This window comes from Sphaerospermopsis sp. LEGE 08334, from assembly GCF_015207205.1.
Classification (GTDB): Bacteria; Cyanobacteriota; Cyanobacteriia; order Cyanobacteriales; family Nostocaceae; genus Sphaerospermopsis.
In genome coordinates this window covers 63041-74939 of sequence record NZ_JADEXH010000010.1, presented here as the reverse complement: position 1 = coordinate 74939, position 11899 = coordinate 63041, and the positions used below count along the sequence as shown (strand labels likewise).

11 protein-coding genes are annotated in these 11899 nt (G+C 39.1%); 5 read left to right on the top strand and 6 right to left on the bottom strand.

The window, feature by feature from the left end:
- Window positions 1-25: 25 nt before the first annotated feature.
- Genes IQ237_RS07660 through IQ237_RS07650 form a run of 3 tightly spaced genes read right to left on the bottom strand, consistent with a single transcriptional unit; the run spans window position 26 to window position 2685 of the window.
- Window positions 26-799, bottom strand: a complete 774-nt coding sequence (locus IQ237_RS07660; RefSeq protein ID WP_194053822.1) for a pilus assembly protein PilO — start codon at window positions 797-799, stop codon at window positions 26-28.
- Window positions 796-1575: a PilN domain-containing protein gene (locus tag IQ237_RS07655; protein WP_194053820.1), complete on the bottom strand. Its 780-nt coding sequence runs from the start codon at window positions 1573-1575 to the stop codon at window positions 796-798. Before IQ237_RS07655 ends, IQ237_RS07660 begins: the two co-directional genes overlap by 4 nt.
- A gap of 3 nt (window positions 1576-1578) precedes the next feature.
- Window positions 1579-2685, bottom strand: coding sequence for a pilus assembly protein PilM (locus IQ237_RS07650; RefSeq protein ID WP_309225715.1), 1107 nt, complete (start codon window positions 2683-2685; stop codon window positions 1579-1581).
- Between the two features lie 270 nt (window positions 2686-2955).
- Here IQ237_RS07650 and IQ237_RS07645 point away from each other — a divergent pair, with 270 nt between their 5' ends.
- Window positions 2956-4254 carry a sugar ABC transporter substrate-binding protein gene (locus tag IQ237_RS07645; protein WP_194053817.1) on the top strand — a complete coding sequence of 433 codons (1299 nt, stop codon included), beginning with the start codon at window positions 2956-2958 and terminating at the stop codon, window positions 4252-4254.
- A gap of 28 nt (window positions 4255-4282) precedes the next feature.
- On the opposite strand, the gene IQ237_RS07640 is transcribed toward IQ237_RS07645, so the two are convergent.
- The 3 genes from IQ237_RS07640 to IQ237_RS07630 all read right to left on the bottom strand — a co-directional run bounded on the left by IQ237_RS07640 (window position 4283) and on the right by IQ237_RS07630 (window position 6555).
- Window positions 4283-5605, bottom strand: a complete 1323-nt coding sequence (locus tag IQ237_RS07640) for a folylpolyglutamate synthase/dihydrofolate synthase family protein (protein ID WP_194053816.1) — start codon at window positions 5603-5605, stop codon at window positions 4283-4285.
- Window positions 5606-5702: 97 nt separating this feature from the next.
- The gene (locus IQ237_RS07635) at window positions 5703-5828 is read right to left on the bottom strand and encodes a photosystem II protein Y (RefSeq protein WP_194053814.1); all 126 of its coding nucleotides are present in this window, start codon (window positions 5826-5828) and stop codon (window positions 5703-5705) included.
- A gap of 211 nt (window positions 5829-6039) precedes the next feature.
- Window positions 6040-6555: a gamma carbonic anhydrase family protein gene (locus IQ237_RS07630; RefSeq protein WP_194053812.1), complete on the bottom strand. Its 516-nt coding sequence runs from the start codon at window positions 6553-6555 to the stop codon at window positions 6040-6042.
- 338 nt (window positions 6556-6893) lie between these two features.
- On the opposite strand from IQ237_RS07630, the gene IQ237_RS07625 reads away from it, so the two are divergent.
- The 4 genes from IQ237_RS07625 to IQ237_RS07610 all read left to right on the top strand — a co-directional run bounded on the left by IQ237_RS07625 (window position 6894) and on the right by IQ237_RS07610 (window position 11826).
- A complete protein-coding gene (locus IQ237_RS07625) occupies window positions 6894-7406 on the top strand; it encodes a TIGR02652 family protein (RefSeq protein WP_194053810.1) in 513 nt (170 codons plus the stop codon).
- A 204-nt stretch (window positions 7407-7610) separates the two neighbouring features.
- Window positions 7611-8123, top strand: a complete 513-nt coding sequence (locus IQ237_RS07620) for a VOC family protein (protein ID WP_194053808.1) — start codon at window positions 7611-7613, stop codon at window positions 8121-8123.
- 271 nt (window positions 8124-8394) lie between these two features.
- Window positions 8395-11205, top strand: a complete 2811-nt coding sequence (locus IQ237_RS07615) for a pitrilysin family protein (RefSeq protein WP_194053806.1) — start codon at window positions 8395-8397, stop codon at window positions 11203-11205.
- 117 nt (window positions 11206-11322) lie between these two features.
- A complete protein-coding gene (locus IQ237_RS07610; protein WP_194053804.1) occupies window positions 11323-11826 on the top strand; it encodes a cupredoxin domain-containing protein in 504 nt (167 codons plus the stop codon).
- Window positions 11827-11899 lie beyond the last annotated feature (73 nt).

Below are 11899 nucleotides of genomic sequence, written 5' to 3'. Positions count from 1 at the left end.
AATCAGCACTCAGGATTTTTGCAGGTTATTTCGGCGGTGGTGCGGCTTTTGCTGCTGCTTTTGCCTGTTCTTCCGCAGTTAATGGCATTAATGCTACTAAGTCAAAGGAAGTAGAAATTTTGCCCACTCCTGTACGCGCTCCTTTTTGCTTATCATCTGTATCTTCTTTTTCTGGTGGCATTAATTTTGAATCATAATTTTGCACCAGTAATAAAGGCTGTAATCGCTCAATATTACGCATAATTGCCTGAGTTTGTTCAAAATTGCCTTCTATTTCTACTTTGATAACTTGGCGTTTGAGTTTGTTGTTAACTTTGTCTCCTAGACTACCATCATTAATAATTTCTGGTTTATCTCCTGCTGGTGCAAACTTTTTCAGTTGGGCTTTAATGGAACTACTGCCCATAGCTGTAGCATTACTGGAATCTACTAAATAACTGGTATCAATTAGTAATGTATCCAAACTCTTTTCATTAGCAAATAAAGCTAAAACTTGGGTTTGTTGTTGCTTAGACTGAGCTAATTCTCCTAGTAACTTATCAGCTTGTTTAGCTTGGAGATTTTTTTGATCAACTTGTCCTTGTAAATCCTTACTTTTGGTTTGCAAGTCATTGAAATTGGTAAACTCTGGCATCACCATGTTGACTATCATATAAACAGCGCCTAGCACGCCTATAGCACCAACCACCCCACCAGTTACTTTGGGTGTAAAAGTAACACCAAAGGCAACAGGATAGGAAGATCCAACGTCATCAAAATTGGTGCTTTTAGAAAAATTTAAATCATCACTGACTGTCATTTGGCAATAGCTCCTGTTTTTTGCAAGTTACGGATTCTTTCAACTAATCCGACTGTACCTTTTTGTTCTAAATCACGGATTAATTGTGATGCAGGTACAGGACTTAAACTAGCTTTAATAGTGTATTTAACTACTTGAGGAGGTTTAAATTTCACTTCAGTTTTCGTCTCAGGTGGAACAGCACCAGTGATCTCAGGTGCATCAACTAATTCCGCTGTACTAATTTTGCTTTTTTCGGGGTTAAATAACTTGGATTTGCCCATAATTAACAGAAAGTCATTGACATCAGCAAAAGAACGGGCATAACCTGTAATTTCTAATTCTCCGGCATTGTTACTGTCGTCTTCAGTGTTATTGGCTTTGATCACAGGTGGCATTTGTTTAATGGTTTCCAACTGTACATTTGCAGGAATGCGATCGCGCAAATCCTGTAACATTGCTGACCAAGGACGAATTTGATCAAACACTGTGACTAAAGCTTGTGTTTGCTCTTTAATGCCGGTGGTTTCATCCTTAATTTTCTTAATATCGGCTAATTTTACATCTAGGTTTTTGTTTTCCTCCTCTAGTTTGGCAATTTGTTGTCCTAATCCTGCATTTTGGGCTTGTAAAAACAACAACACACCAAACACTAAAGCTGGAATAGACAAACCCACACCGACTCCCAATAAAGCTGGTGTATATTCGGTAATATCAGCTTTTGGTCTAACAGGTTTATTCTCATTCAACTCAGCAGGTGATCGGTCTTTGAGAAAATTAATATCTAAACTGTACATTTTTTATGCCTCCCGCATTCCTAAACCAAGAACTATCCCCAAACCAGGGCGTTGCACTGGGGGATATTTATCTTCTTCTACTTGCAAAGACAAATCTCTGATCGGATCTATTTGAGTAGTAGGAAAACCTAATCTTTGAGTAAAAAATTCATCCAGTTGTTGCAATCCTCCTCCCATACCAGCTAGTAAAATCTGTGCGACTTCTAAACCCTCACTCTGATTGATATAAAAATCAATAGAACGACGTAATTCATCAGCTAATTCTCCTAGTATTTTTAACATCGGACTCATACCAGGATTAGCACCAGTCAGCCCGGTTCTAGCTACATCCAAAGGATTTGCGGGAATAGTCATATCCATCAACATATCCATCTCCCGTGATATGGGCAAATTCATAGCCCTAGATAAAGCTGCTTGCAGTTGATATGTACCTATAGGCACAGTACGAGAAAATTGTGGTACTCCATTGATAATGATGGCAATTTCCGTACTATCAAATTCAATATCAACCAAAACTGCTGCTTCTTGGGGTCCGAATAGTCGCAACTGATCCCGAATAGTTCTAATCAGAGCAAAACTGTTGATTTCTAAAATATCAACTGCTAATCCAGCTTCGGCAAAAGTATTAATATAGGTATCTGTCACTTCCTTACGAGTGGCAACTAAAAGCACTTGTACTTTTTCAATGCCATCCTCGTCTACAAAATACCCCAATTTTTGATAATCTACATCAGCTTCTTCTCGTGGATAGGGTAAATACAATGCGGCTTCGTGGTTTAGCACCATGTCCCGCAATTCTTTATCATCCAACTCTGATGGTACAGGAATCACACGGACAATAGCATCTCTTCCGGGAATACAAGTAGCAACACGGGAAGCTTTAATGTTGCTTTCAACCATTCCCTGTTGGATAATTTCTGCCATCCGGGGAGAATCGTTAATCTTACCATCTATAATTATTCCCTCTGGAACTGGGAATGTTGTCAAAGATTCTATTTTTAAACCTTGGCGCTGCTTACGCAGTTGAACTATGTTCATTCGATCTGGTGCTAATTCAATACCAACACCTTTGTTGGGTTTACCAAGGAGATTACCAAGATTACTGAAGATGCTAACCACAGTTTTACCTGCTAGATTGCTAGATGGAAAATTTATGAGAAGGAGTTCTAGGAGTCAGGAGTTCTAGGAGTCAGGAGTTCTAGGAGTCAGGAGTCAGGAGTCAGGAGTCAGGAGTTCTAGGAGTCAGGAGTCAGGGAGAAATTATTTGTATTTTCCCAATCACCAATCACCAATCACCAATTACCAATCACCAATCACCAATCACCAATTACCAATCACCAATCACCAATCACCCCCGTTAATCGTAAAAATATTACCACAATGATTAGAACGCAAAAATTCAAACATTTAACTGTTTGGGCGCTGCTTGGCTTATTAGCTAGTTGGGTTGTCAGTTGCAGCACAGGTAATGTTGATACAACCACAAAACCTGCTGCTTCAGGAGTCGCAACCATTGAGTTTTGGACTATGCAACTCCAACCCCAATTTACCAACTACTTCCAAAGTCTGATTTCGACTTTTGAATCCCAAAACCCCAGTATCAAAGTCAAATGGGTGGATGTGCCTTGGGCTGCAATGGAGAATAAGATTTTAACATCTGTCTCCGCAAAAACGCCCCCAGATGTTGTTAACCTTAACCCAGATTTTGCTTCCCAACTAGCAGGAAGAAATGCCTGGTTAGATTTGGATGCAAAGGTCCCTAGTGAAGTTCGTTCTTCCTATTTGCCCAATATTTGGCAAGCTAGTACCCTCAATGGTAAGAGTTTTGGTATTCCCTGGTATCTGACTACGAGGCTAACTATTTATAACACTGATTTGCTCAAACAAGCAGGTATCACAAAACCACCTGCAACTTATACAGAATTAGCACAAGCGGCGCAACAAATTAAAGATAAAACTGGTAAATACGCCTTTTTTGCTACTTTTGTGCCTCAAGATTCTGGTGAGGTTTTGGAATCTTTTGTGCAAATGGGTGTTACTTTGGTAAATGCTGAGGGTAAGGCGGCTTTTAACACTCCACAAGGAAAAGCTGCTTTTCAGTATTGGGTAGATTTATATCAGAAAGGATTACTACCTAAAGAATCATTGACTCAAGGTCATCGTCATGCTATTGATTTATACCAATCTGGAGAAACGGCGTTTTTAGCTTCTGGTCCTGAGTTTTTGAAGACTATTTCTAATAATGCCCCAGAAATAGCTAAAGCTTCGGCGATCGCACCCCAAATAACTGGTGATACGGGTAAGAAAAATGTGGCTGTAATGAATATTGTCATCCCCCGTGCTACTAAAAATCCTGATGCTGCTGTTAAGTTTGCTTTATTTGTTACCAATGACGAAAATCAATTAGCTTTTGCTAAAGCTGCCAATGTTTTACCTTCGACGGTGAAAGCTTTATCAGATAGTTATTTTAAGGAAGTTCCTGCTAATGCTTCTACTGTGGAAAAAGGCAGAATTATCAGTGCTGAACAAATGCAAAAAGCAGAAGTTTTAACTCCCAAAATGAAGGATTTTAAATTGTTGCAAAGGGCAATTTATGAAAATCTCCAAGCGGCAATGTTAAAACAAAAAACAGTAGATCAAGCTGTAAATGATGCAGCACAACAATGGGATAACAGGTAATTGACAATTGACAATTGACAATTGATAATTATGAATTACCTAGAAAATAGCCGATGAGATAAAGAGAACCGCATAATACTACTAGGTTATCTTTATTTTCCCCATTTTCTGAAGAGGTGAAAGCAGCATCTAAGGCAGAAAATACATCTTCATAGGTGCTGCAAAAACCTAAAGCTGGGCAAATTTCTAAAGCCAATTTTTTTAAATCTGCTAAATTTGCATAATTACTATCAGGCACAGGTACTAAATATAATTTATCTCCTGTTTTTAACAACTCCTGAAAAATATCACCGTGATCTTTTGTGGCTAACATCCCCATTACCCAAGTTACAGAATTATACTCCCCTCCCTGCTTGCGGGGAGGGGTTGGGGGTGGGGTAAGACTATCTACATAATTTCTCAAAACTGCTGCTGATGCTGGGTTATGTGCGCCATCTATTAATAATTGATAATCGTGATTATTTTGTTTATTCTTCCAGGTAAACCATTGCATTCTTCCTGGCCACTTGGTTTTTTCTATTCCTTGAATAATCGCTTGTTCAGAAATCTCCCATCCTTGTTGTTGTAATATTTCTAAAGTGGCTAATGCTAAGGCAGAATTTGTTAATTGAATTTGCCCTTTTAATGGTAATTTATATTTAATTGATCCTGAATTTTCAATTGTCTGATATTCTGCCCATCCATGACTAATTTCGGTTGCTGGTTGGGGGGTAAAAATCGGACTTTGTAATTTTAAACTTTTGGATATTACTACTTTTTCGGCATCTTCTGGTAAAGGTCCCATAATTACAGGACATCCAGCTTTAATTATACCCGCTTTCTCTTTGGCAATATCGCTGATTGTCGGTCCTAACTGTTGCCAATGTTCTCTACTAATAGAAGTTATTACTGTTACTAAAGGCTTTTCGCAAACGTTAGTCGCATCTAAACGACCACCTAAACCCACCTCAATCACGGCTATATCAACTTTTTGCTGTGCAAAATATAACCAAGCGGCTGCGGTAATTACTTCAAACTGGGTCGGTGATTCTTCGTTTTTATCTATAGCTGCTTGAACTTGCTGTATTAATTGAAACAAATTTTCTGAATTGATTGGCTGTTCATTCATACAAATGCGCTCATGCCAGTCTATTAAATGAGGTGATGTGTATCTTCCTGTACGATAACCAGCTTCAGTGAGTACAGAAGAAAGATAAGCACATACAGAACCTTTACCATTAGTTCCAGCAACATGAATCACTGGTACTTTTTGATGAGGATTGTCAAGATTTGCTAATAATTTGACAATGCGGGAGAGTCCCAGGTTAACGCCAAAGTGTTGAAAGGGTTGCAGTAAGGAGTCGATGTTCATGGGTATTGGTGATTGGTAATTGGTGATTGGTAATTGGTAATTGGATAAAAATATTACCAATTACCCATTACCTATTACCCATTACCCATTACCTAAATTATGCTTCTTTATTTAAAAAGTTTTGCACTTGTCTGATTGCAGCAGCACCGATATTAAAAGCAGCCCAACCTGCTGCAATGGCTAATGGTGCTAAAACGACGACTACACGGGTATCAATGTCCATATTTAGAAACCTCTGTTATCTAGAAATTAAAGTTTTGTCAACAGATATCAATTTTTATTTTTATCTGAAGTCGGTTATTTTTCCAAGGGGTAGTGTAAAGAATAATGAAGTTGGTGATTGGTGATTGGTGATTGGTGATTGGTGATTGGGAAAAATAACTAATTACCCATTACCCATCACCCATTACCCATTACCCATTACCAATTACCCATTACCTAAAACCAATATCTATCCCCTTGCCGGCGTGAACGAGGGCTAATTTGTGGTACTTTTGAGCGTGTTCAATAAGTTCGGCGGCTTCGGTTTCTGTGAGTTGACGGACAACTTTGGCGGGGATGCCAATGACTAGGGAAAATGGGGGTATGTCTTTGGTAACAACTGCACCTGCGCCAATGATGCTACTATGACCTATTCGGACTCCATTTAAAATTATTGCGCCGATGCCAATTAAACTCCCCCGTTCAATATGAGCAGAATGTACCACGGCACGATGTCCTATAGTAACATGATCTTCTAAGATGGTGGGCAGACCAGGATCACCATGTAAAATGGCTCCATCCTGTATGTTTGTGCATTCGCCGATTTCAATGCGTTCTACATCCCCCCTCACTACTGCACTATACCAGATGCTTACCCCTGCTGCGATCTTGACTGATCCGACAACAACGGCGTTGGTTGCGATAAACGCAGCTTGAGAAAAATCGGGAGCTTGTCCTAAGTTGACCATTTTATAGACAAAAATATACTTATGTTAACAAAAATGGACATAAGTTAGCTCAGAAAAATGCCAACTTGATATATAATCTTGTCTAGGTTTTATATAGCAGATGTCCAATAGGAAACAGTAGACACGATAAAATATTGATATGGTACCCAGGAACACTGGAAAAATTCCAACCTTTGAGGCTGGTTGCACAACCAGGATACCACAGCCGTTTGGTCTGTACGCTAAGGAAAAACTGCTGAGATTTGCTTTTGCGGCAACTTACTCAAAGTAGTAGAGCCGAAGTGTTAAATCCAACCTATTGGTGCTGGTAAAAAGAAAACTATGCTTGTACACACTTCATGATGAATCCAGGCTTACAGTACCCAATATTTGGACCTGAAATACAGTGTCCACACTGTCGCCAGACTATTCCGGCGCTAACGTTGACTGATACTTATTTATGTACGCGACATGGCGCTTTTGAAGCGAACCCGAAAACGGAAGAGTTGGTACATCTCCAGTCGGGTCGTCATTGGCGGAGGTGGAATAATGAATGGTATCGTCAACATACACATCCTGATGGCATTCGCTTTGAAATTCACGAGGCTCTGGATAAGCTGTATACTCAAGGTTATCGGGCTACAAGGGTAATTATTGCCCGTCGCTATCAAGAGTTAATGAGTGGTTATTTAGAACGCAGCAGTCCTTGGCGTTCTGGACAACCGGAAGCTGGTGCTGCTCGTTTATATGGTTTACCAGTGGAGTTTGGACCTGATCCCGCTGAAGATCCATCTTGGGATGTGATTAATTTTGATCTGGATAAAGAACCTGGTGTGCCTGTGCGCTATCCTTATTTCCGTTTGTTTGAGTAGATATTAGTGGTAATTGGTAATTGGTAATTGGTAATTGGTAATTGGTAATTGGTAATTGGTAAGCATATTTATCTTCTTATTATCTCTTGCCTTTTGCCTTTTGCCCTTTGCTTTGCTACTAAGCTTTTACCAGCAGATTTATTTATTTTTATATAAAATCTAAAATCTAAAATCTAAAATCTAAAATCTAAAATCTAAAATTCTATGCACCATGCGTCTATTAGAACTGCGAATATTCACCGGGCGATCGCATTTTATGAACAGTTAGGATTTACGGTTGTCGATCGCTTTACTACCGGTTATACTTTAGCTTGCTGGATGGAAGGATTAGATAGCCGCATCGAACTAATCCAGATCCCTCAGCCGAAACCCGCACCTGATGCTTTTGCAGATGAGCATTATGTCGGGTATTATCATCTTTCTTTTGATTTAACTGCAACTGTACCAGATTTATATATTTGGTTGTCAGACTTAAAAGCGAAAGTCTCTGCTGTATCTGAGTTGTCACCTCTCCAAGTTCTTTTAGAACCAACTCAGCAGCAAATAGGCGATCGCATTTTAGAAGTCGCTTTCATCGCTGACGCTGATGGTTTACCTTTGGAGTTTATTCGTTTTTTAGGGAACAGGGAACAGGGAACAGGGAACAGGGAACAGGGAACAGGGAACAGGGAACAGGGAACAGGGAACAGGGAACAGGGAACAGGGAGTAGGGAATAGGGAAGAAATTTATTCTTATTATCCTAAACTCCTGAACTCTTGAAAAATGAACCACGTTCGCGAAGCGTGCCGAAGGCATAGACACGAAGGACACGTTCACCGAAGGTGTTCCCGAAGGGTAGGAAAGAGAGTTTTAGAGATATTTTGCGTCAGTCCTGTCCTACCTCCTGACTCCTGACTCCTGACTCCTTCTAATAATTTTCCAGAAAAGTAAAACTACAGATGTATAGGTAAAAAGATGTAGTCTTATTTACTTATATTCAAGAAATCTATGTTTGTAATTTCTAGCTTCCATCGTTATCGTGTACCTCTACTATTATTCCTTTTATCTTTGATATCAGCTTTTTTCCTGAGATACCTATTTTCTGGACATCTCAATTTTCTTCAACTCAACTGGGAACATGATCAGCAAATATCCGTAGACGCAAACAAAAATAATCTTACAGTGACAAACAATGTTCAAAAGACTGTTCTGGATAATGGTTTAACTGTCCTGACTAAAGAAGTTCATAATGCACCAGTTATAACGGTGCAAATGTGGTATAATATTGGTTCGGCTCAAGAAACTCCAGGCATTAATGGTATTGCTCACCAGTTAGAACATATAATGTTTAAAGGCACAAAAAACCGTCCGGTGCAGTTTGCACAGTTGTTTAGTGCTTTGGGTAGTGACTCTAATGCTTTTACCAGTTTTGAGCAAACCGCATATTACCATACTGCGGAACGCGATAAGCTCAAAGCACTGCTGGAACTGGAAGCAGACAGAATGCAAAATTTACTCATTGATAACCAACACCTGGAAAGTGAAAAGCGGGTTGTCGTTTCTGAGTTACAAGGTTATGAAAATAGTCCGAAATACCGCCTCAAGCTTGCTGTGATGCGATCGCTTTTTCCTGATCATGGTTATGGTTTACCTCCTGCGGGTACTGTGGCTGATGTGGAACGGTTGACAGTTGAGCAGGTTAGGGATTATTATAATAAATACTATCATCCAAATAATGCTATCTTGGTGATTGTGGGCGATTTCCCAACTGCAACAAGTTTGGAAACAGTTAATGAAATATTTGGGAAAATTCCCAAAAGTCAACAAATTCCTGAAGTTCCCAACTCACCAACTCCCCAAATACCAGTTTCACCTATAGTTTTACGAGAACCTGGTGCGGGAAAGTTTTTACAGGTAATTTATCCACTTCCCAATTTAAATCATCCTGATATTCCAGTTTTGGGAGTGACGGATTATATTTTGACAGGGGGAAAAAATTCTTATTTGTATCAGGCTTTGGTAAAATCTGGTTTAGCAACTGATATTTCTGCTCATGTTGCCAGTTTGCGAGCAATTGGTTGGTATGATTTATCTGTTACTGCTGCACCTAATCAAGATTTACAGAAAATAGATGCAGTCTATAAAAATGCTATAACGAAACTTGTCAAAACAGAAGTTACATTAGAGGAAGTTGAACGCGCTAAGAACCAACTTATAGCATCTGTAATTTTAAACAGGCGCGATATCACCAGTCAAGGAAAGCAGTTTGCTAATGATCAGCTAATTGCAGATGATTATAGATATACAGAACGATATTTAGAAAATGTCCGCAAAGTGAAACCAGCGGATGTAGTTGCTGTCATCAATAAATATCTGAAACCAGAAGCAGCAGCGGTTGGTTTTTTTGCACCTGTGCAAAATGCACAAGATGAAAATTATCAAACTTCTGAATTTTCCACCGCAGAAAATTTAACTGCTGGTGTGAAAATGACTGCATCTGAGGTGACGAAGTATTTACCAGCTACAGATGAAAAGATTGATTATTTTGATCATTCAATTCCACAAATACCACAACGCTTAACTTTTGTCAATGGGTTGCGGGTGTTGTTATTACCAGACAAAAGTAGTCCGACGGTGACGTTAGGTGGATATATTAAAGCAGGAAAGGAATTTGACAAAGCTGATCAAGCCGGTTTAGCGTCTTTGGTGGCGGATAATTTGTTAAATGGGACGAAAACCAAAGATACATTAACTATTGCAGATACTTTAGATCGTAGGGGAGCGAGTTTAGATTTTACCGCATTGCGGGAAGGTGTGCGGATTCAGGGTAAAAGTTTACAGGAAGACTTACCTGTTTTGCTGGAGACTTTAGCTGATGTTGTTAAAAATAGCACTTTTCCTGAGAAAGAGTTAGAAATTAGTCGTCAACAAGCTGTAAATAACTTAAAGTTAGAACTGGATGATGCTGATGAAGTAGCAAACCGGAAATTTATGCAAGCGTTATATCCGCAAAATCATCCATTACACATTTTCCCAACCTTAGAAAGTATACAGAAAATTTCACGGAAAGATGTGATGGCGTTTCGACAAAAACATTATCGCCCAGATACGATGATTTTAGTATTGGTGGGTGATTTTGAAATTGAAAAAGTGCGATCGCTCTTAGAAACTCAATTTGGTAATTGGCGAGTTCAGGGAAAACCACCGATGGTAGAATATCCCCAGGTGGTAAAAACAGAACGTGGTTTACAAATTAATTCGGTGTTACCCGGAAAGTCGCAAACTATCACCTATATGGGTGATCTGGGTGTCAAACGTCAAGATCCGAGATTTTATTCAGCTTTGGTTTTGAATGAAATTTTGGCAGGAGACAGCGTATCTGGTAGACTTGGTTCAGAAGTACGCGATCGCTTAGGTTTGACTTATGGAATTTATAGCAACTTCCAAGGGGGAAAGAATATTGGCACATTTTTAATTGAAATGCAAACCAGTCCTGAAGATGCAAATAAGGCGATCGCAACTACCCGCAAAATCTTACAACAAATACATCAACAAGGTGTCACCCCAGAAGAAGTAGAAACCGCAAAACGCACTTTGATTAGTAACTATAATATTTCTCTATCTAAACCAGAGGAATTAACCGCTAGAATTTTAATGAACGAGGTTTTTGGACTTTATGAACTAGAATTGCAAGGTTTTGCTGAAAAAATCCAAAAAGTCACCAAAAACGAAGTTAATAAATTTGCGCGTCAGCAACTCGATTCTGATAAATTGGTAGTAGTTACCGCTGGACCTGCTATCATGGCAGAATCTAGGTGATTGGTGATTGGTGATTGGTGATTGGTGATTGGTGATTGGGGAAGAGATGAGTAAAAATAAACTCAGATCATAGATAATAGTGTCAGGTGTGATTTACTTCAGATCAATAAGATAAAAATGTACAGTCATCTAATCAACATTTCCCAACATCTATATAAATGTCTGTATAAATCTCTGTTGTTATTGATATTTCTGGTTTGTCTTGGTTTCATAGATGGAACTTGTGCGATCGCAGAAAACTTAAACAATTCCTCTGGTGATATAATCAAACAACCACCAACAGAAATTACCGTCAGTTTGGGAACTGCTGCGGGTGAATTGAAATTTGAACCTAATTTTTTAGAATTTCAATCAGGGAAACGGTACAAGCTAGTTTTAACTAATCCCAGTCCTGTAAAGCATTATTTTACCAGTAAAGATTTCGCTGATGCTATTTGGACGCAAAAGGTAGAAGCGGGAAATGTGGAAATTAAAGGAATGATTCACGAATTAGAACTCAAACCCGGTGCAGAAGCAGAATGGGTGTTTGTTCCTCTCAAAACAGGAAAATATAATTTACGTTGTACCATCCCCGGACATTCTGAAGCTGGGATGAAGGGAGAGATCATAATTAAATCGTAATCTATCTTTGTCAAAATCAGGATTTCAGTATGTACAGGATTTTTGGTTGTGAGTTTTTACCAGAAAAATTTGC